Below are 18579 nucleotides of genomic sequence, written 5' to 3'. Positions count from 1 at the left end.
CTTGCACAATCGAATACTTGCTCACGTCAAATCACAGCGACAGATCAATCGCTTCCGAATTCTTCACGGGCGACTCTCTGGTTTCGACGACCAGACGCCAGAGACGATCGTGGCTACGGCGGACCGCTTGAACGCCATCGGCGTTGATGTCCCGTTCCTCAGCATTCTTACGCCGTTCCGCGGCACCCCTCTCTATGAAGAGCATCTGTCCAGCAGGCGCATTCTCGTCGAGCGGGATTGGCCACATTACAATGGTTACAGTGTCGCATTCGAGCCGGCGCGGATGTCCCCCGATGAGCTTCTCCAAGCGCATCGCGCCCTGTGGAAGCGGGCCTTTGGCCCGAAGGCAGTATTCCAACGTCTAGCCGGTGCCGCGGGCCGCCTCAACCGTGGAGGATTGATGTTGGCGGCGTCAATGAACGGCTTTTACGGGCTAAAGCGTCTCACAGGCAATTTGCCCATTGATCCGCCCACCATCGACGCGAGCCGGATCCGTCATCCCTTCCCTGATGAGCGCTCCGCTCAGCCTGAACTCGTGACGACTGCTGACAGGTGAGTATAGCTGCGACCGAGGCGCTGAAATCCCCGGCCAGCCCGCTAGCCGCCGCGCAGCGCGGACTCGATGGTCTTGCCAAGTGCGTCGAGCTGAAACGGCTTTTGCAGCGCCGGCCGGTCGCGATACTGCTCGGGCAGGCCGGATGAGCCGTAGCCGGTGGCGAAGATGAAGGGCCGGCCCTTGGCCTTGATGACGTCGGCGACCGGCGAGATCACCTTGCCGTTGACGTTGACGTCGAGGATGGCGAAATCGAATTCGGTCGACTGTGCAAGCCGCATCGCTTCGGCAATGTCGCCGGCCTCGGCCGCGACCTTGTAGCCAAGCTCTTCGAGCATGTCTGCGACCATCATCCTGATCATGACCTCGTCTTCGACGAGGAAAACAGAACCGCCCGCAGTCATCCGTGAGTCCTTGCCCTTCCCATCAAACGTTCGCAGATAAAACCATGCGACGCAACGAGCGTTTGGACAAACCCCAATCTGGAAATGCCGGCATGACCAATTCCGCGTAAAGCAGTTTATGTGGTCAGATGCCGTGACAGAAGTTTATCATGGGTTCCTGCGCTGGAACAAGAATCCTGCGGCTGCGACGAAGGTCTCAGCTGCATGGCAGGTTAGACCCGGCCGAGATCAAAACGCGACGAAAAATTAGCATGACCACCAATCAGCATCCGCCGGAAAAAATGATGTTTCAGCTCACGCTGCGACGTCGCGGCATCAGTGACCAGGCGGTGCTGCGCACCATGGAAGAGGTGCCACGCGATCTGTTCGTCGAGGCGGCTGACCGGGAGGATGCCTACCGCGACAGCGCCTTGCCGATCGCCTGCGGGCAGACTATCAGCCAGCCCTTCGTCGTCGCCTACATGACCGAGCAGCTTCAGTTGCAGAAGCGGCATCGCGTGCTGGAGATCGGCACGGGCTCCGGTTACCAGGCCGCAGTGCTGTCGCGGCTTGCCGGGCATGTCCTGACGGTCGAGCGCTATCGAAAACTCGCCGATACGGCGCGCGCCCGGCTCGAAAAGCTCGACTGCCACAATGTGGAAGTGATGCTGGGTGACGGTCTCGATCTGCCCGCCAATATCGGTCCCTTTGACCGCATCATCGTCACCGCCGCGATGGAAGAGATCCCGGACAATCTGATCGCGCGGCTGGAGGTCGGGGGCGTCCTGATCGCACCTGTCGGCCCCCATCAGGGGGTGCAGACCCTGATCCGCCTGACCCGCACCGAGACGGGGACCGAGCGCAGGGAACTCGTCGATGTTCGTTTCGTGCCAGCGCTGCCTGGCGTAGCGCGCGAGCTCTAGAATTCCGGATCGGCTGTGCTGCCAACACCTTATTGGGAGGGTTAAGCGGTTATTTACTCGGCACGTGTTTACTTAAAAAACCAGTTCAGTTGCGTACGAGTGAGTAACCATGTCCGCTCTTGCCGAGTTGCTTTACTCGCGCCGCGTGCCGCAGGTCGCGGTGCTGGCGCTGATCTCGTTCGGTTTCGCCGGATGCAGCGCCGATATGTCGTCGCGGCTTTCGCAATCCAACTTCTCCAACCCCTTCGCGTCCCAGGACTCCACGGGGTCGGTGCAGCAGGCGCCGCCGCCGCAGCGAGAGCTGCCGCAATATTCACGGCCGCAGACACAGCCCGGCTATTATCAGTCCCTGCCGTTGCCGCCGCCGGCGATCGCCGCGCCGCAATCCTCTCCCGTCGCAGGAGGCGGGGGTGTAGCCGGAGGCGGGCGTGGCATGGGGTCCTATGCGCCGCCGTCACAGCCGCATCTTGAAGCCACCGGCACCGTGCCGCCGCGCTCGGTTGCCGCGGCCCGTCCCTCCGGCGGAACCAAGATCATCGTCGGTACCAGCGACACGCTCGACGTACTTGCCAAGCGCTATCACGTCACCCCGCAGGCGATCCTTGCCGCCAACGGCTACAAGGGGCCGCGCACGCTCTCGCCCGGCCAGCAGCTCGTCATTCCGCACCCGGCAGCAACCGCCGCAGCGCCTGCGCCGGCATTGGCTCCGGTTGCCGCAGCGCCAGTCGCGGCGCCCGCAGCAAAGCCGGTGGCGGCCGTCAGCGCTCCGTCCAGTACCCACTTCGTCAATCGTGGTGACACGCTCGCCAGCATTGCACGCAAGAACCACATTCCGGTGGCTGAGCTCGCGCGCGCCAATGGTCTCGATTCCTCCGCCAAGCTCAAGCTCGGCACCAAGCTGACCGTGCCGGGCGGCAAGACTGCGGCCGTCGCCGCGCCTGCTGCCCCGGTGGCGGTGGCCGCCGCGCCCGTCGCCGTTGCCCAGCAGCCTGCCGCGGTCGCAACCGTGCCCGCCACCAGGGTCGCTTCCGCCGCGCCGCCGGTGCAGAGCGCACGGCTGGCGCAAGCCACCGCCAATGTCGAAGAGAAGTCCGCCGAAACGCCGGCGAAGGCCGCGGACGCCACCGGCGCGCTGCCGACCTTCCGCTGGCCGGTCCGCGGCAAGGTGATCACGAGCTACGGCGCCAAGACCAACGGCAAGAGCAATGACGGCATCAATCTCGCGGTGCCCGAAGGTACGCCGGTCAAGGCGGCTGAAGACGGCGTCGTTGCCTATTCCGGCAACGAGCTGAAAGGCTACGGCAATCTGGTCCTGGTTCGCCACTCCAACGGCTACGTCACCGCATATGCCCATGCGAGTGAGCTGTTGGTGAAACGCGGCGATACCATCAAGCGCGGCCAGGTCATTGCCAAGTCGGGTCAATCCGGTGAAGTGGCATCGCCGCAACTTCACTTCGAGATCCGTAAGGGTTCAAACCCGGTTGACCCGCTTCAATTCCTGAACGGGGCGTGAGGCGTTAATTCAGTTTAGGCTCTGGGAGCAGGGCGCGCGACCTGCGCAATGAAACTGTCATCGCCCGCCTTGTGCGCAATTGCGCACTGGGGCGGGCGATCCAGTATTCCAGAGACAGCGACGGGATACGGAGAAGCCGCGGCGTACTGGATTCCCCGCTTTCGCGGGGAATGACACCGGTGGGTTGGCAAGAGCCTTCCGACCTAATTCGGCGTCAGCTTCACACCCAGCCGTCCCGCCAGTTCCTGCACGAACTGCCAGGCGACGCGGCCGGAGCGTGAGCCGCGCGTGGTCGACCATTCCAGGGCCTCGCGCTCCAGCGCCTCGCCGTCGACCTTGATGCCGAAATGGCCGCAATAGCCGCGCACCATCGCGAGATATTCGTCCTGGCTGCAGCGGTGGAAGCCGAGCCACAGGCCGAACCGGTCCGACAGCGAGACCTTCTCTTCGACTGCTTCACCGGGGTTGATCGCGGTGGAGCGCTCGTTCTCGATCATGTCGCGCGCGAGCAGGTGACGGCGGTTAGAAGTGGCGTAGAGGATGACGTTGTCGGGCCGGCCCTCGATGCCGCCTTCGAGCACGGCTTTGAGCGATTTGTAGGACGCGTCATTGCCATCGAAGGAGAGATCGTCGCAGAACACGATGAAGCGGAAGGATGAGCTGCGCAATTGCTCCATCAGCGCAGGCAGCGTCTCGATGTCCTCGCGATGAATCTCGATCAGCTTCAATTTTTCGGCGGCTTTCCGGTGCGCGTTGATGCTGGCATGTGCCGCCTTCACCAGCGACGACTTGCCCATGCCGCGCGCGCCCCAGAGCAGGGCGTTGTTGGCAGGTAGGGCGTTTGCGAAGCGCTCGGTGTTCTCGATCAGGATGTCCCGCATCCGGTCGATGCCCTTGAGTAGGAAGAGGTCGACACGGCTGACCCGCGGTACCGCCGAGAGGCGGCCGTCCGGATGCCAGACGAAGGCGTCGGCACGCTCGAACGAGGTGGGCGCGTTAGTCCCGGGCGCCTGGGTCGAAAGGTGCGCGGCAATGGTCTCCAGCGCACGTACGATGCGCTCCTGCGCGAGGTCGGCGCCGTTCGCCGTGGGGCGTTTTGCCGCGAGGCGGGCGGACTTTCGGGTAGGTGTCTTGGTGGCCTTACCGCGGGCGGTTTTGCTTGGTTTTTTGGGCATGTCCGAAGTTCCTGAGAATGCAGCCTTATCGGGCCTGAGCGCCGCCGGCAAGGTGGCCAAATCGTCAGTCTGGCAGCGTTGCAATTGGGACCGCGGCCGCTATAGTCCGCGCGAAATTTGACCGGCCCGGCTGGCCTGAGGGGGCCATGCCGGCCCTCTCCCCGTTCACGAGGATCGTCCGAATGTTCATTACCCCTGCGTATGCCCAGGCCGCGGGCGCCGGCGACACCAACAGCATGTTGATGTCGCTGCTGCCGTTCGCCCTGATCTTCGTGATCATGTACTTCCTGATTCTGCGCCCGCAGCAGAAGAAGGTGCGCGACCATGCCGACCTCGTGAAGAACATTCGCCGCGGCGACACGGTCGTGACCTCGGGCGGCCTCGTCGGCAAGGTCACCAAGGTCGTCGATGACGACCAGATCGAGTTCGAAATTTCCGACGGCGTGCGGGTGCGGCAGATGCGCCAGATGATTTCCGGCGTGCGCGCCAAGGGCGAGCCGGCCAAGGAAAGCGCCAAGGACGACTCGGCGAGCTGATCGCTCGCTTGAGCCTCGTATTCTCCTGATCTGACAGGTTCACTCGATGTTGTATTTCACGCGGTGGAAGGCGCTGGGGATCATCCTGCTGGCGCTGATCGTGTGCCTCTGCGCGGTCCCGAACTTCTTCCCCGAAGCGCAGGTCAAGACCTGGCCCGCCTGGGCGCAGCGCCGGCTCGTGCTCGGCCTCGACCTTCAGGGCGGCTCGTATCTGCTGCTCGAGGTGGACTCCAACTACGTCAAGAGGCAGAAGCTCGACCAGATCCGCGACGACGTCCGCCGCGTGCTGCGTGACAACAAGATCGGGTACACCGGGCTTGTGACCAAAGGCGATGCCGTCGAGGTCCGAGTGAAGGATACCGACCTATCCGCCGCGCTCGAGAAGATTCGCGAATTGTCGCAGCCCTTGGGCGGTTTGCTCGGCTCCAATGGCCAGCGCAGCCTGGAAGTCTCCGACGCTGGGGGCGGCCTGATTCGTTTGACCGTGCCTCAGGCGGCCATCACCGAACGCATCCGGCAGACCATCGAACAGTCGATTCAGATCGTCGAGAAGCGCGTCAACGAACTTGGCACGGTCGAACCGGTGATTCAGCGGCAGGGAACCGACCGAATCCTGGTTCAGGTGCCGGGCCTGCAGGACCCGACCCGGCTGAAGATTATTCTCGGCCAGACCGCGAAGATGGAATTCCGCATGGTGGATACCTCTGTGCCGCCCGACCAGGCGCAGCGGGGCAGCCTGCCGGCCGAATCCGAACTCCTGATGAGCGCGTCGCCGCCGAATACCCCGTATGTCGTCAAGAAGCAGGTGCTTGTCGCGGGTGGTGATCTTACAGACGCCCAACCGGGCTTCGACCAACGCACCGGCGAGCCGGTCGTCAACTTCAAGTTCAACACGTCGGGCGCGCGCAAGTTCTCGCAGGCCACACAGGAGAATGTCGGGCTACCCTTCGCGATCGTGCTCGACAACAAGGTGATCTCGGCGCCCGTCATCCGCGAGCCGATCACCGGCGGCCAGGGCCAGATCTCCGGCAGCTTCACGGTGCAATCGGCGAACGATCTCGCGATCCTCTTGCGCGCCGGCGCGCTGCCGGCGCCCTTGACCGTCATCGAGGAGCGCACCGTTGGTCCGGGCCTCGGCCAGGACTCGATCGAGAAGGGCGAGCTTGCGGCGTATGTCGGCTCGATCATGGTCATCGTGTTCATGCTGCTGACCTACCGGCTGTTCGGCCTGTTCGCCAACATCGCGGTGGCCATCAACGTCGCGATGATCTTCGGCCTGTTGTCGCTGCTCAACGCCACGCTGACGCTGCCCGGCATCGCCGGCATCGTGCTCACCGTCGGTATCGCGGTCGACTCCAACGTGCTGATCTATGAGCGCATCCGTGAGGAGCTGCGCGGCGGCCGCAATGCGATCTCGGCGATCGACGCCGGGTTCAAGCGGGCGCTCGCGACCATCCTCGATTCCAACATCACGACCTTCATTGCTGCTGCCGTGCTGTTCTATATCGGCACCGGTCCGGTGCGCGGCTTCGCCGTGACGCTCGGCATCGGCATCATCACCACGGTGTTCACCGCCTTCACGCTGACCCGGCTGATCGTTGCCTGGTGGGTGCGGTGGAAGCGGCCGCAGAGCGTGCCGATCTAGGAGCCTGATTGTGACTCACTTCGTTCTCATCGGGCTTGGCGTCCTCATTGCCGTCCTCACCGTGGTTGCCGCGCTCGGCCTGCTGCCGTCGCTGCGCATCGTCCCCGACAATACGCATTTCGACTTCACGCGCTTCCGCCGCATCAGTTTTCCGATCTCGGCAGCGCTGTCGATCGTCGCCATCACGCTGTTCTTTACCCACGGCCTGAACCTCGGTATCGACTTCAAGGGTGGCACGCTGCTCGAGGTCAAGGCGAAGTCCGGCACCGCCGACATTGCTGCGATGCGCACCTCGCTCGACGCCCTCGGTCTGGGCGAAGTGCAGTTGCAGCAGTTCGGCGGCCCCGAGAACGTCCTGATCCGCGTCGCGGAGCAGCCGGGCGGTGACGCCGCACAGCAGGAAGCCTTGCAGAAGGTTCGTGGCGCGCTCGGCGACAGCGTCGACATTCAGCGCACCGAAGTGCTCGGTCCGCGCGTCGCCGGCGAATTGCTGGCCTATGGCATGCTCGGCCTGATGCTCGCGATCGTCGCGATCCTGATCTACCTCTGGTTCCGCTTCGAATGGCAGTTCGCGCTGGGCGCCATGATCGCCAACGTGCACGATATCGTGCTGACCATCGGCTTCATGTCGATCAGCCAGGTCGATTTCGACCTGACCAGCATCGCCGCGCTTCTGACGATTCTCGGCTACTCGCTGAACGACACCGTCGTCATCTACGACCGCATCCGCGAAATGCTGCGGCGTTACAAGAAGATGCCGATGCCGCAGCTCCTCAACGAGTCCATCAATTCGACGCTGTCGCGCTCGATTATCACCCACGTCACGGTGACGCTGGCCTTGCTGGCGCTGCTGCTGTTCGGCGGCCACGCCATCCACAGCTTCACCGCGGTGATGATGTTCGGCGTCGTGCTGGTCGGCACCTACACCTCGATCTTCATCGCGGCCCCGATCCTGATCTATCTCGGCGTCGGCGAGCATCGCGAAGATGCGCCCGATACGGCTACGCCGGCGAAGAAAAACAAGGCATGATCCGAACCGCATGCCCTCGCAAGAGTTTGCGAGGGCAGTAGGCTCATTCGGACGAATCCCATGGCCGGCGATCCCAACGCTCCTCATTTCCCGCGCTCGGCGCCGATCGATGCCTATGGCAAGGGCGGCTTCGCCTTTGCCGGCATGTCGCATCGCGGCTCGCTGCTGTGCCTGCCCGACGCGATCTGGGCCTGGGACGTGACCGACCCCGCCAAGATCGACCGCTACTCGCTGGAGCGGGTCTTTGCCGCGGCCAACAGCATCGACACGCTCCTGGTCGGCACAGGAACCGGCGTGTGGCTGCCGCCGCCGGAGCTGCGCCAGGCGCTGAAGGCGGTGAGGGTGGTGCTGGACACGATGCAGACCGGCCCCGCCGTGCGTACCTACAACATCATGATCGGCGAGCGACGGCGTGTCGCGGCGGCCCTGATCGCCGTGCCATGAGTGGCGCACCGGCTGCCGACGCTGCCTTCTGCGCCGATCTCGTGCGCAGCCACGATTTCGCGCGCTACGCCGCGACCCTGTTTGTGCCCGCCAATGAGCGCCGCGCGTTGCTCGCGCTCTATGCCTTCAACGCCGAGATCGTCCGCGTCCGCGATCAGGTGACCCAGCCGCTGCCGGGCGAAATTCGCCTGCAATGGTGGACCGACATGCTGGCCGGCCATGTCCATGGCAGCGCCGAGGGCAACCCGGTCGCCGCCGAGCTCCTGATCGCGATCCGCGACTACGATCTTCCGGTCGAACCCTTGTCGCGGCTCGTCGAGGAGCACCAGTTCGATCTGTACAACGACCCGATGCCGACCATGGCGGCGCTGGAGGGGTATCTGACCGAGACGTGCTCGGCGCTGTTGTCGCTTGCGGCCCGGATCTGCGCGCGGCCGTCGGAGGCCATCGATCACCTGGCCCGCCATGCCGGCCTCGCGCAGGGCATGGTGCAGGTGATCGCCAGCCTGCCGCGCGATGCCGCGCATCGCCAGCTGTTCGTGCCGCAGCAGCTCCTGGAAGGCCATGGCAGCGCCATCGAGGAGGTGTTTGCCGCCAAGGAGACGCCGACGCTGCGCGCGGCTTTGGATGAGCTCACGAGCGAGGCGCGAAAGCATATCGCGACGGCGACCTCGCTGCTGGCGGAGATACCGCCGCCGGCACGGCCGGCGTTCCTGCCGCTAGCAGTGGCGCGCCGCGATCTGGCGCGCCTGTCCCGCGCGGATCGCAACCCCTTCCTGTTACAGCCGCCATCGCGGCTAGGAACCCTGTGGACGCTCTGGCGCGCGTCGCGCTCGCGGCAATTTACCAAATAGCGGCTCCTGTATCGCGGTAACAGGCCAAATGCCCTATATTGGCCTATGGCCGAAGCACTCGACACCACCTCGCGACGCACGCCGGATTCAGCGGTCGACCTGAGCGACCTTCCAGTGACGGTCGCCGATCTACAAGCGGCTGCGGACGTGGTCCGCGGCGCCGTCGTTCAGACGCCCTGCAACTACAGTCGCACGCTCAGCGCGATCTGCGGCTGCGATCTCTGGCTCAAGTTCGAAAATCTCCAGTTCACCTCCTCGTTCAAGGAGCGCGGCGCCCTCAACCGCCTGACCGCGCTCTCAGCGGAAGAGCGGCAACGCGGCGTCATCGCGATGTCGGCCGGCAACCACGCGCAGGGCGTTGCCTATCACGCCAAGCGCCTCGGCATTCCCGCGACCATCGTGATGCCGGTCGGCACGCCGATGGTGAAGATCGAGAACACCAGGCATCACGGCGCCGAGGTGATCGTCACCGGCGCGACCCTCGAAGAGGCTGCCACCTTCGCGCGCACGCGTGGCGAAGCGCGCGGCATGATCTTCGTCCATCCCTATGACGATCCGCTCGTCATCGCCGGGCAGGGCACGGTCGGGCTCGAGATGCTCAAGGCGGTGCCGGAGCTGGATACGCTGGTCGTTCCGATCGGCGGCGGCGGCCTGATCAGCGGCATCGCCATTGCGGCCAAGGCGCTCAAGCCGTCCTTACGAATTCTCGGGGTCGAGGCCTGGCTCTATCCCTCGATGTACAACGCCATCCATGACGGCAATTTGCCCGCGCGCGGCGACACGCTGGCCGAAGGCATCGCGGTGAAGTCGCCGGGCAAGATCACGACCGAGATCGTCCGCCGCCTTGTCGACGACATCGCGCTGGTGAATGAGGCCGAGCTCGAACGCGCCGTTGCGACCCTGATCTCGATCGAGAAGACCGTGGTGGAAGGCGCGGGCGCCGCCGGGCTCGCGGCGATCATGAGCGACCCCTCGCGCTTTGCCGGCCGGAAGGTCGGCCTTGTCCTGAGCGGCGGCAATATCGACACGCGGCTGATCGCCTCGGTCCTGACCCGCGAGCTCGCGCGCGAAGGACGGCTGACGCAATTGTCGCTCGACATCCCCGACAGGCCGGGCCAGCTCGCCGCGGTGGCGGCGCTGCTCGCGGAAGCCGGCGCCAACATCATCGAGGTTTCGCACCAGCGGACGTTCTCCGATCTGCCGGCCAAGGCGACGCTGCTTCAGCTCGTCATCGAGACGCGCGATGCCGCGCATCTCGACGAGGTCATGGCCAAGCTCGGTGCCTCCGGCCTGAGCGCGCGCTGCACGTGAGGTGCAACTAGCTCGACGGCAAATCCGCCTCGAAATTGAAGCGGTCGCGCAAATTCTTGCGCTGCTCCAGGATGTCCTTGAGGAACGCGCGGTCCTGGTCGCTCGTCATCATCGGCTCGATCAGATCGAGCTGGTTCATCGCCACGAGCTGGAGGATCTCGGTGCGCGGCTTGCCGCTGGCGTCGCGCGGCAGGGCGTGCACGACCTGGATGTGCTCGGGCGGCTTTGGTCCCTTCGCAGCCGTGAGCTCGTTGCGCAGCTGGCCTTCGAGCGCCGACTGGTCGGCCTCGACGAAGGCGTAGAGCCCGACGCCGGAACGGCGGTCGGCGAAAGCGACAATGGCGGTGTCACGCACGGCCGGATTCTTGCGAATGAGGTCGATGAGCACTGGCGCGTCGTTGACGAGCCTGCGGCCACCGCCCTCCCGGTCGGTGAAATTGAACAGCCCGCGGGTGATCGCGCGATAGACCTTCTTGCCGGTGGCGAGCCAAAGGCTCGCGGCAAAGGATTTCTTCGCGAGGATCTTGCGCTCCCTGGGCGTCAGCGCCTCGGGCGCATAGGAGCGCTTGTGCTTCAAAAGATGCCTGAGGTCCTCGTAGGCGAGAATGCGATACAGCCGGCCGCGACGCGCAAAGCAGGCGGCGAGCTGGAAGTCGGTCACATAGGCGCGGCCGTCGCGGCCGACCAGCCAGTTCTGCTCCTTCGCAAGGTCGTTGTGGCAGATGCCGGCGCGGCGCAGCCGGCGCAGCGCGTCCTTGGCGGAACGGAAATAGGCGACATTGCCGTGCGGCTTGGCCAGGTGCAGCGCGACGCCGTCGACGAAGCCGCGGACCAGCGCGCGGCGGCCGGCCCAGAGCAGCTCAGGACCGACGTTCAGGCCCTTTGCCAGCGCCAGCGCATGTTTCTCGCGCGCGAACAGATGGCGCGCCAGCACCAACGACCACCACGGCACCTCGTCGAGCCGGCGCAGCACCGCATCGACCTCTCCGCACTCACTCCTGAATCGGCCGCGCTCGACAGTCGAGAACACGTCGCGCTTCAGGAGCACGCCCTCGGTCCAGCGCGCCGCGAGATCAGCGGCGTCTTCTTTGGGTAGGCTCATGACAGGCTCACGCCGCTGCGGCGATGTTTTGGTGATTGGCGATCCAACGATCGAGATCGGCGAGCGCGCGGGCGCTCAGCGCCTGTTTCTTGGCGACCGTCTTCTCATTGCCGCGCAGCCGCGTACCATCGGGCTTTTTGGTCGGCACGGTCGCGAGCGGGGGAAACAGGCCGAAATTGATGTTCATCGGCTGGAACGAGCGCGTGCCCGGCTCGATGGTCTCGATATGGCCGCCGGTGATGTGCCCGAGCAGCGATCCCAGCGCGGTCGTCGCTGGCGGGCTTGCGAGCTGCTCGCCACGCGCATCCGCTGCCGCATAGAGGCCGGCGATCAGGCCGACGCTGGCAGATTCAACATAGCCCTCGCAGCCCGTCATCTGGCCGGCAAAGCGCAGCCGCGGCTGCGCGCGCAGACGGAGCTGGCCGTCGAGCAGCTTTGGCGAATTGAGGAAGGTGTTGCGATGCAGGCCGCCAAGGCGCGCGAATTCCGCGTTCTCAAGGCCCGGAATGCTACGGAAGATGCGCTGCTGCTCGCCGTACTTCAATTTCGTCTGGAAGCCGACGATGTTGTAGAGCGTGCCGAGCTTGTTGTCCTGGCGGAGCTGCACGATCGCGTAAGGCTTGGTCCTCGGATCGTTCGGATTGGTCAGCCCGACCGGCTTCATCGGGCCATGACGCAAGGTCTCGGGCCCGCGCTCGGCCATCACCTCGATCGGCAGGCAGCCATCGAAATAGGGCGTGTTGGTCTCCCACTCCTTGAACTCGGTCTTCTCGCCTGCAATCAGCGCGGCGACGAAGCCGTCATACTGCTCCTTCGTCATCGGGCAGTTGATGTAGTCGGCGCCATTGCCGCCGGGGCCGACCTTGTCATAGCGCGACTGGAACCAGGCGACCGACATGTCGATAGAGTCGCGATGCACGATCGGCGCGATCGCATCGAAGAAGGCAAGCGCGTTTTCATCCGTCAGCTCGCGGATCGCGTCCGCCAGCGGCGCAGAGGTGAGGGGGCCGGTCGCGACGATCACGTTGTCCCAGTCGGCCGGCGGCAGGCCGGCGACCTCGTCGCGGGCGATCTCGATCAGGGGATGTTCGTTCAGCGCCTTGGTGACGGCGGCGGAAAAGCCCTCACGGTCGACGGCCAGTGCGCCGCCCGCGGGCACCTGGTTGGCATCCGCCGCGCGCATGATCAGCGAGCCGAGGCGGCGCATTTCGGCGTGCAGGAGGCCGACGGCGTTGTTGGCGGCATCGTCGGAGCGGAACGAGTTCGAGCAGACGAGCTCGGCGAGCCCATCGGTGCGGTGGGCCTCGGTCATGCGCCTCGGCCGCATCTCGTGCAGCACCACGGATACGCCTGATCTGGCGACCTGCCAGGCGGCTTCGGAGCCGGCAAGGCCCGCGCCGATGATGTGTACGGTCTTGGAATTGGGTCCTGTCATGGGCGCGACAGGTAGCGCTTTTCAGTGCCGAGTGGAATCGCCGTGATGGCGTTTCTCACCCCAGAAACGACAACGCCCGCACGAGGCGGGCGCTATCGGTTCGTCCGGTCCGTGAAGGGCCAATCAGCCCTTGTAGGCGCCGGCGGCAACGCGCGGAATGTCCGAACGGTCGAGGCCGATGTCGGCCAGCTCGCGATCGCTGAGCTGCGAGAGTTCAGCAACATTGCGCTGATAGTCCCGGAACGCGTGGATCATACGGATGAGCGAGAGCAGCATGGTAGTCTCCTGTAGTTCGATTCAGCCCTTGACCTGGGCGTCATCGTTGAAATGAATATAGATGGGACTGTTGCACTGCGGAAGTTCCGATGTTGCGATGCAGCTAAGCGAAGAGCGCATAGCAATAGTAAGGATCGATTAACGGGTTGGCAGTCCCGCCCAAGAGCTAGGCCCGGCGGACCTGCGAGCGTAATAACATCCCGTGAAATCACGGATTTATAGCATTTTCTGTTGGTTCCATCCGTTACAAAAATATGTCGCGCCAAGCCCGCCGCAAGCCGCCAGGCGGAATTCGTACCGCCATGTCGTATGCGCGATTCGCATGCATTATGATTCATAGAACTGATTTCGTGTTCACTGTTTTGTCATCTGAAGCCGTTGGCCGGGAAGACCTGGTGTCGGATGGTTGTGAGTCGGGAGTGCCCAATCGCTTCGATTCGGAGTTGGCATCGATTCCTGCTTGCCCTGGTCAGAGGCCCAATCTCGGTCTGCGCGACCCCGACCGCGTCTCCCATTGTCTTCGCTGCGATGCACACACGCCGAGCGTGCAAGAGCCAAATTACAAAACTGTAATGAAAATCAGAATTTTCGCATGAGGCTCTGCACGCCGCGCAACTTCACGCGGTTCTCGCGGGGAATTCATTCTCGAAACTTGCGGCGGTCGACGAACAATCTCGCCCGCAGATTCCGGCAATGACGTCGGGCTGCGCACAATAAGAGAAGGAAGGTAACAATGAAGACGTTACTAGGGGTCATCGCAATTGCCGCCGTCGCATTCGCCGTCGCTCCCGCGCAGGCCGCGAAGAAGATGGGCGGATGCAGCGCGACCAATCTCGAGCAGACCGAGACCGCGATCGAGAACATGTCCGACGGTGACAGCAAGTTCACCGCGCAGAAGGAGATCGCTGCGGCTCAGGACGCGCTGTTGAACGGCAAGATGGGTGTGTGCGGCGCGCACCTCAACAAGGCGATGCACGCCACCGCGGGCAAGTAACGCCAGGAAACCAAGGAGGGCCGGTCGCGACGCGATCGGCCCCTATTCTTTTGAAACTTCCTAGGGAGCGCGCGCGAGCTGGGTCGCGAAAGAGGCGACCGTCTTGGCGTAGACCTCGCTCTTGTTCCATTGCTGGAGCACCGCGAAGTTGGGGCCGCCGGGCTCAAAATCCTTGCCGCGCTGCCAGCCGTAGTTCGCAAGATAATTGGCGGTCGAGGCGAGCACGTCGGGCGCGCTGTGCAGGAGGTCGCGCCGGCCATTGCCGTCGAAGTCGACGGCATATTTCATCCAGGATGACGGCATGAACTGGGTCTGGCCGAGCTCGCCGGCCCAGGCGCCCTTCATCTCGTTCGGCGCAAGATCACCACGCTGAACGATGCGCAGCGCATCCATCAGCTCGCCGCGAAACTGCTCGGCGCGCCGGCAGTCATAGGCAAGCGTCGCGAGCGAGCGCAGCGTCGGAAACTTGCCGGTGTTTACGCCGAAATCGGTCTCCAGTCCCCAGATGGCGACCAGCACCTCGCCGGGCACGCCATAGCTCTGCTCGATCCGCGACAGCACCGAGCCGTACTGCTTCATCATGTTGGAGCCACGCTGCATGCGCGGCGGCACCATGCGGCCTGAGAACTCCTCAAAACTCTGGCTGAAGACTTTTTGCGAACGGTCGCGCGACAGTACGGTTTGATCGAGCGTGACGCCGGCAAGGCCGGCCGTGATCGCCTGCTGCGAGATGCCCTTGGCGGCAGCTTCGGTCTTGAAGTCGGCAACCCAGGCATCGAAATTGCCCGAACCGCAGGCAGATGCGGCGAGCGCGGGCCCGGCTGAGGCAATCGAGGCGGTGAGGGCGAAGGCTGCGAGGGCGAGACGAGAAATCGTCGGGGTCATTCGAACGGATCGATCCAATGATGTGGCATGACCGGCGGTGCGGAATGTCGGTTCCAACCGCGGCTAAAACAAGGCCCATGGGCCAGTGGCGTCTACTCAGGCACGAGCAGGGTTAAAGGAATGATATCGGGCGAGGCCGCAAGCGATCAACCGGCGGACTCGCAGCAACGTGATTTCCGTTTCACTCCGATCGATTCCGCCAGGGGAACAGGTTGGCGGGAAAATCAGCAGCCGGCTTGCGCGGGCGCGGCGGCGGCGCGTCATGCCGTGCATTGGGATCGGACACGATCACCTTGCGATAGAGATGCCAGGTGGCGTGGCCGAGCAGGGGGATGACGACCGCGAGGCCGAGGAACGCCGGGATGGTTCCGAGCGCCAGCAGCGCTGCGACGATCACGCCCCAGGCCGCCATCGGCGCCGGGTTCTTCGCCACGGCGCGCAGCGAGGTCACCATGGCTTCGCCCGCGGTGGCGTGCCGGTCGAGCATCAACGGGAACGAGATGACGCTGATGCAGAGCGCGGCGAGCGCGAACAGGAAGCCGACGCCGCAGCCGACTACGATCAGCCACCAGCCCTGCGGCGTCGTCAGCACGCGCGTGAGGAAATCGGAAATACCGGTGACGCCCTCATAGCCGAATGCCGCCACGTAGATCGCCTGCGCGGTCGCAACCCAGGTCACGAACAGCGCGAGCAGGAGCGTGCCGAGCCCGAGCATGGCCCCGAAGGAGGGCGAGCGTAACACGTCCATGGCGTCCCAGGCGCTGGCGTCCTCGCCGCGTTCGCGCCGGCTGCTGAGTTCATAGAGGCCGAGCGCCGCGAACGGGCCGATCAGCGCGAAGCCCGCGGCCAGCGGAAACAACAGCGGTATCACCGAACAGCCCATTGCAACGCGTGCGAGCACGAGGCCGAGCACCGGATAAATGATGCAGAGCACGACGGCGTGGCTCGGCACCTCCTTGAAATCCTCCCAGCCGCGCTTGAGCGCGTCATGCAGATCGGACAGTTGGATGGTTCGGATGACCGGTCCAGCCGCATCAGCAGGCTGGGCCATACTGGGGACATTGCCGTGGTAGAGTGTGGCCATGTTCGCTTGCTCCCTTGCCGCGCAGCCGAATGCTGCGCCGGCAAACGGCGCAAGCGGCCGCTATTTCCCAGACAATCGCGATTCCAGACCAGACGCGAAGACCGGCGGGGATCGCGAACTGAAATGAAAGCGTACTCCCATTCGCAGGAGCTGTCCCTCACGCCTGGGTGAAATTCGATGTCGCAGTGCAACCACGAATATGTCATTCGGTCGTCATTTCGCCGCAGATAAGCTGATGCTGTGACATGCTTCGCTCGAGCAGCGGACGCGACACAGAAACTTGGTCTATAGTGTTGGTACCTCAGGCCCTTCCAACCGATCCTTTTCGGGGAGCAGACATGAGCATCTTCAGTAAAATCGCCAGCGCGATCTTCGGCAGCCATCCTGCCGCGGCTGCGCCGGCCGGCGGAGCGACCTCCGGCGGAGCGCCGGCAGGCTCCGCGCCTTCGGCCTCCGCTCCTTCAGCCTCGGCGCCGTCGGCCGCACCTTCCGCTGCGCCATCCGCCGCACCCGCGCAGACCGTGGACGTGGCCGCGATCGTCGACAAGGCGGTCGCCGCGCACAAGGGCGAGAAGCTGGAATGGCGCACCTCGATCGTCGACCTCATGAAGGCGCTCGACATCGACTCCAGCCTTGCTGCGCGCAAGGAGCTCGCCAAGGAGCTCGGCTACACCGGCGATACCAACGATTCCGCCACCATGAACGTCTGGCTGCACAAGCAGGTGATGTCCAAGCTCGCCGCCAATGGCGGCAAGCTGCCGCCGGAGATCAAGCACTGACGGCAAGCGCCGTCGACGTTGAAAAAGGCCCGCGAGATCGCGGGCCTTTTTGGTGTCTGGCCTCTTAGTGTCCGGCCTTACGCAACGAGATCCGCATATTCCGGGTGCTTGTCGAGATAGTCGACGACAAAGCCGCAGCGGGCGACGACCTTCCTACCATCTCGCCGGATCAATTCCAGTGCGCCCTTCACCAGTTCGGATGCGATGCCGCGGCCGCGCAGCGCGCGCGGCGTCTCGGTGTGGGTGATGATCACCGCCGAGGTCGTCAGCCGGTAATTGGCGAAGGCGACCTCCTGGCCGACATCGAGCTCGAAGCGGCTTTTGTCCTCGTTGTCGCGTACCGATGCCGACATGCCAGTCCCTTCCCCCCGTCCTTGCAAGGCCTGATCTAGGCCTATGAACCAGCCTCTGCCAAGGCGCGACCAACGGACACCGTTGCAGGGGAGATATCCGTCACATGCGTGTCTCGGTCGGTCGTGTGGCTTCGCTGGCTGTGCTGACGCTTGCCTGGACTGCGCCGGCATCGGCCGCGGACGGTGAGGCGGCGTCGCAGGCCTGGGACGTCTGCATCGGGACCACGAGCGCGCTGGACGATCGCGTCAAGTCCTGCTCGGCGGTGATCGACGGAAAGAGCGAGACCGGCCGCAGGCTCGCCGCTGCCTATTGCAATCGCGGCCATGGCCTGACCGATAAGCGCGAGCTCGATGCCGCGCTCAGCGATCTCGACGAGGCCGTCAAGATCGATCCGACCTCCGCCTGCGCCTTCAACAATCGCGGGCGCGTCTATGCCTTCAAGCACGATTTCGATCGCGCTATCGCCGACTACGACCAGGCGATCAAGCTCGATCCGACGTTGGCGATTGCCTACAACAATCGCGGCGAGTCCCGCTACAACAAGGGCGACCTCGATGGTGCGATCGACGACTACGACACCGCCATCAAGCTCAATACCAACTATGCCATGGCTTACGGCAACCGCGGCCTGGCCTACTATCGCAAGCGCGACATGGCGCATGCGCTGGCCGACTACACGGCGCGCATCAAGCTTGCGCCCGATCTGCTGGCCTACATCGACCGCGGCAACGTCTATCGCGATAGCGAGCAGCTCGATCGCGCCGCCGCTGACTATGGCGAGGCGATCCGCCTGGCGCCGACCGACGCGCGCGGCTGGCGCAATCGCGGCATGATCCGCCTCTTTCAGGGTGACATCAGAGGCGGCCTTGCCAACTACGACAAGGCGCTACAATATGATCCCTCGGATGCGTTTTCCTGGAACAACCGCGGCCAAGCCAGGATGCAGCTCGGCGACAAGCAGGGCGCGATCGCCGACTTCCGCAAGGCGCTGGAGTTGAAACCAGGCCTGCCGACCGCACGCGAGGCGCTGCAGAAGCTGGGCGCGCTGTAGGGCGTGTATTCATGAAGGCGCAGACGTCAGCTTTCTGATGGTCAAGCGGAAATCTTGCGATCAGTCAGAGCATTTCTGCTCGTGGACCCTAAACGGAAATCGGGCGTCGCCTGATCGGATTCACAAACTCCCGCTCAATGTGGTTTGCGACAAGGTGCGTGGTTTGCTCCCTAAGTCGCGCGGGCCGTTCGCCACATCGGGTCAAGCTGAAGAACCCGGTGTCGCCTTCGAAGGATGTGCAGAGGACTCAGT

At 64.2% G+C, this 18579-nt stretch carries 19 protein-coding genes and 1 pseudogene; 12 read left to right on the top strand and 8 right to left on the bottom strand.

Going from position 1 to position 18579, the window contains the following annotated elements:
- A pseudogene (locus tag Q2941_RS45915) lies at window positions 1-556 on the top strand (hypothetical protein); the annotation flags it as partial.
- 41 nt (window positions 557-597) lie between these two features.
- On the opposite strand, the gene Q2941_RS45910 reads toward Q2941_RS45915, so the two are convergent.
- Entirely contained in the window at window positions 598-957 is a 360-nt protein-coding gene (locus Q2941_RS45910; protein ID WP_027527365.1) for a response regulator, read from the bottom strand.
- Window positions 958-1208: 251 nt separating this feature from the next.
- Here Q2941_RS45910 and Q2941_RS45905 point away from each other — a divergent pair, with 251 nt between their 5' ends.
- Both Q2941_RS45905 and Q2941_RS45900 read left to right on the top strand, forming a co-directional pair.
- The gene (locus Q2941_RS45905; RefSeq protein ID WP_027527364.1) at window positions 1209-1859 is read left to right on the top strand and encodes a protein-L-isoaspartate(D-aspartate) O-methyltransferase; all 651 of its coding nucleotides are present in this window, start codon (window positions 1209-1211) and stop codon (window positions 1857-1859) included.
- Between the two features lie 109 nt (window positions 1860-1968).
- Window positions 1969-3372: a peptidoglycan DD-metalloendopeptidase family protein gene (locus Q2941_RS45900; protein ID WP_458196713.1), complete on the top strand. Its 1404-nt coding sequence runs from the start codon at window positions 1969-1971 to the stop codon at window positions 3370-3372.
- 203 nt (window positions 3373-3575) lie between these two features.
- On the opposite strand, the gene Q2941_RS45895 is transcribed toward Q2941_RS45900, so the two are convergent.
- The gene (locus tag Q2941_RS45895; protein WP_027527362.1) at window positions 3576-4547 is read right to left on the bottom strand and encodes an ATP-binding protein; all 972 of its coding nucleotides are present in this window, start codon (window positions 4545-4547) and stop codon (window positions 3576-3578) included.
- A gap of 182 nt (window positions 4548-4729) precedes the next feature.
- Between Q2941_RS45895 and yajC the strand changes: the two genes are divergently transcribed.
- Genes yajC through Q2941_RS45865 form a run of 6 tightly spaced genes read left to right on the top strand, consistent with a single transcriptional unit; the run spans window position 4730 to window position 10367 of the window.
- Window positions 4730-5083, top strand: a complete 354-nt coding sequence (gene yajC / locus Q2941_RS45890) for a preprotein translocase subunit YajC (RefSeq protein WP_027527361.1) — start codon at window positions 4730-4732, stop codon at window positions 5081-5083.
- Window positions 5084-5129: 46 nt separating this feature from the next.
- On the top strand, window positions 5130-6728 hold the full coding sequence (gene secD, locus Q2941_RS45885) for a protein translocase subunit SecD (protein WP_027527360.1): 1599 nt from the start codon (window positions 5130-5132) through the stop codon (window positions 6726-6728).
- Between the two features lie 10 nt (window positions 6729-6738).
- Window positions 6739-7758: a protein translocase subunit SecF gene (gene secF, locus Q2941_RS45880; protein ID WP_027527359.1), complete on the top strand. Its 1020-nt coding sequence runs from the start codon at window positions 6739-6741 to the stop codon at window positions 7756-7758.
- Window positions 7759-7818: 60 nt separating this feature from the next.
- Complete coding sequence (locus Q2941_RS45875; RefSeq protein ID WP_027527358.1) at window positions 7819-8202, top strand: Mth938-like domain-containing protein; 384 nt, start codon at window positions 7819-7821, stop codon at window positions 8200-8202.
- Window positions 8199-9056 carry a phytoene/squalene synthase family protein gene (locus Q2941_RS45870; protein ID WP_458196712.1) on the top strand — a complete coding sequence of 286 codons (858 nt, stop codon included), beginning with the start codon at window positions 8199-8201 and terminating at the stop codon, window positions 9054-9056. The genes Q2941_RS45875 and Q2941_RS45870 overlap by 4 nt, the downstream gene beginning before the upstream one ends.
- Window positions 9057-9101: 45 nt before the next feature.
- Window positions 9102-10367, top strand: a complete 1266-nt coding sequence (locus Q2941_RS45865; protein WP_458196711.1) for a threonine ammonia-lyase — start codon at window positions 9102-9104, stop codon at window positions 10365-10367.
- Between the two features lie 7 nt (window positions 10368-10374).
- On the opposite strand, the gene Q2941_RS45860 is transcribed toward Q2941_RS45865, so the two are convergent.
- The 3 genes from Q2941_RS45860 to Q2941_RS45850 form a co-directional block, all read right to left on the bottom strand.
- Window positions 10375-11469 carry a serine/threonine protein kinase gene (locus tag Q2941_RS45860; RefSeq protein WP_458196710.1) on the bottom strand — a complete coding sequence of 365 codons (1095 nt, stop codon included), beginning with the start codon at window positions 11467-11469 and terminating at the stop codon, window positions 10375-10377.
- A 7-nt stretch (window positions 11470-11476) separates the two neighbouring features.
- Complete coding sequence (gene trmFO / locus Q2941_RS45855) at window positions 11477-12904, bottom strand: methylenetetrahydrofolate--tRNA-(uracil(54)-C(5))-methyltransferase (FADH(2)-oxidizing) TrmFO (protein WP_458196709.1); 1428 nt, start codon at window positions 12902-12904, stop codon at window positions 11477-11479.
- 123 nt (window positions 12905-13027) lie between these two features.
- On the bottom strand, window positions 13028-13180 hold the full coding sequence (locus Q2941_RS45850) for a DUF1127 domain-containing protein (RefSeq protein ID WP_084801802.1): 153 nt from the start codon (window positions 13178-13180) through the stop codon (window positions 13028-13030).
- Between the two features lie 733 nt (window positions 13181-13913).
- Between Q2941_RS45850 and Q2941_RS45845 the strand changes: the two genes are divergently transcribed.
- Window positions 13914-14174, top strand: coding sequence for a hypothetical protein (locus tag Q2941_RS45845; protein ID WP_027527353.1), 261 nt, complete (start codon window positions 13914-13916; stop codon window positions 14172-14174).
- A 60-nt stretch (window positions 14175-14234) separates the two neighbouring features.
- On the opposite strand, the gene Q2941_RS45840 is transcribed toward Q2941_RS45845, so the two are convergent.
- Window positions 14235-15059, bottom strand: a complete 825-nt coding sequence (locus Q2941_RS45840; protein ID WP_027527352.1) for a lytic murein transglycosylase — start codon at window positions 15057-15059, stop codon at window positions 14235-14237.
- 181 nt (window positions 15060-15240) lie between these two features.
- The gene (locus Q2941_RS45835) at window positions 15241-16143 is read right to left on the bottom strand and encodes a DUF2189 domain-containing protein (RefSeq protein WP_458196708.1); all 903 of its coding nucleotides are present in this window, start codon (window positions 16141-16143) and stop codon (window positions 15241-15243) included.
- A 338-nt stretch (window positions 16144-16481) separates the two neighbouring features.
- On the opposite strand from Q2941_RS45835, the gene Q2941_RS45830 reads away from it, so the two are divergent.
- On the top strand, window positions 16482-16922 hold the full coding sequence (locus Q2941_RS45830) for a DUF3597 domain-containing protein (protein WP_027527350.1): 441 nt from the start codon (window positions 16482-16484) through the stop codon (window positions 16920-16922).
- A gap of 77 nt (window positions 16923-16999) precedes the next feature.
- Here Q2941_RS45830 and Q2941_RS45825 read toward each other — a convergent pair whose 3' ends face one another.
- Window positions 17000-17275 carry a GNAT family N-acetyltransferase gene (locus Q2941_RS45825; RefSeq protein WP_254112514.1) on the bottom strand — a complete coding sequence of 92 codons (276 nt, stop codon included), beginning with the start codon at window positions 17273-17275 and terminating at the stop codon, window positions 17000-17002.
- Between the two features lie 104 nt (window positions 17276-17379).
- On the opposite strand from Q2941_RS45825, the gene Q2941_RS45820 reads away from it, so the two are divergent.
- Entirely contained in the window at window positions 17380-18327 is a 948-nt protein-coding gene (locus tag Q2941_RS45820; protein WP_458196707.1) for a tetratricopeptide repeat protein, read from the top strand.
- Window positions 18328-18579 lie beyond the last annotated feature (252 nt).

This window comes from Bradyrhizobium sp. UFLA05-153, assembly GCF_054185185.1.
Note: the sequence above shows the minus strand (reverse complement) of the source record. Positions and strands in the feature narration are given on the sequence as shown.

Coding starts and splice junctions, on each gene's coding strand:
- trmFO (WP_458196709.1), bottom strand. CDS start 12,904: ATGACAGGACCCAATTCCAAGACCGTACACATCATCGGCGCGGGCCTT.
- Q2941_RS45910 (WP_027527365.1), bottom strand. CDS start 957: ATGACTGCGGGCGGTTCTGTTTTCCTCGTCGAAGACGAGGTCATGATC.
- Q2941_RS45905 (WP_027527364.1), top strand. CDS start 1,209: ATGACCACCAATCAGCATCCGCCGGAAAAAATGATGTTTCAGCTCACG.
- Q2941_RS45845 (WP_027527353.1), top strand. CDS start 13,914: ATGAAGACGTTACTAGGGGTCATCGCAATTGCCGCCGTCGCATTCGCC.
- Q2941_RS45825 (WP_254112514.1), bottom strand. CDS start 17,275: ATGTCGGCATCGGTACGCGACAACGAGGACAAAAGCCGCTTCGAGCTC.
- Q2941_RS45820 (WP_458196707.1), top strand. CDS start 17,380: ATGCGTGTCTCGGTCGGTCGTGTGGCTTCGCTGGCTGTGCTGACGCTT.
- Q2941_RS45875 (WP_027527358.1), top strand. CDS start 7,819: ATGGCCGGCGATCCCAACGCTCCTCATTTCCCGCGCTCGGCGCCGATC.
- Q2941_RS45850 (WP_084801802.1), bottom strand. CDS start 13,180: ATGCTGCTCTCGCTCATCCGTATGATCCACGCGTTCCGGGACTATCAG.
- secD (WP_027527360.1), top strand. CDS start 5,130: ATGTTGTATTTCACGCGGTGGAAGGCGCTGGGGATCATCCTGCTGGCG.
- Q2941_RS45840 (WP_027527352.1), bottom strand. CDS start 15,059: ATGACCCCGACGATTTCTCGTCTCGCCCTCGCAGCCTTCGCCCTCACC.
- Q2941_RS45860 (WP_458196710.1), bottom strand. CDS start 11,469: ATGAGCCTACCCAAAGAAGACGCCGCTGATCTCGCGGCGCGCTGGACC.
- Q2941_RS45895 (WP_027527362.1), bottom strand. CDS start 4,547: ATGCCCAAAAAACCAAGCAAAACCGCCCGCGGTAAGGCCACCAAGACA.
- Q2941_RS45830 (WP_027527350.1), top strand. CDS start 16,482: ATGAGCATCTTCAGTAAAATCGCCAGCGCGATCTTCGGCAGCCATCCT.
- yajC (WP_027527361.1), top strand. CDS start 4,730: ATGTTCATTACCCCTGCGTATGCCCAGGCCGCGGGCGCCGGCGACACC.
- Q2941_RS45870 (WP_458196712.1), top strand. CDS start 8,199: ATGAGTGGCGCACCGGCTGCCGACGCTGCCTTCTGCGCCGATCTCGTG.
- Q2941_RS45835 (WP_458196708.1), bottom strand. CDS start 16,143: ATGGCCACACTCTACCACGGCAATGTCCCCAGTATGGCCCAGCCTGCT.
- Q2941_RS45900 (WP_458196713.1), top strand. CDS start 1,969: ATGTCCGCTCTTGCCGAGTTGCTTTACTCGCGCCGCGTGCCGCAGGTC.
- Q2941_RS45865 (WP_458196711.1), top strand. CDS start 9,102: ATGGCCGAAGCACTCGACACCACCTCGCGACGCACGCCGGATTCAGCG.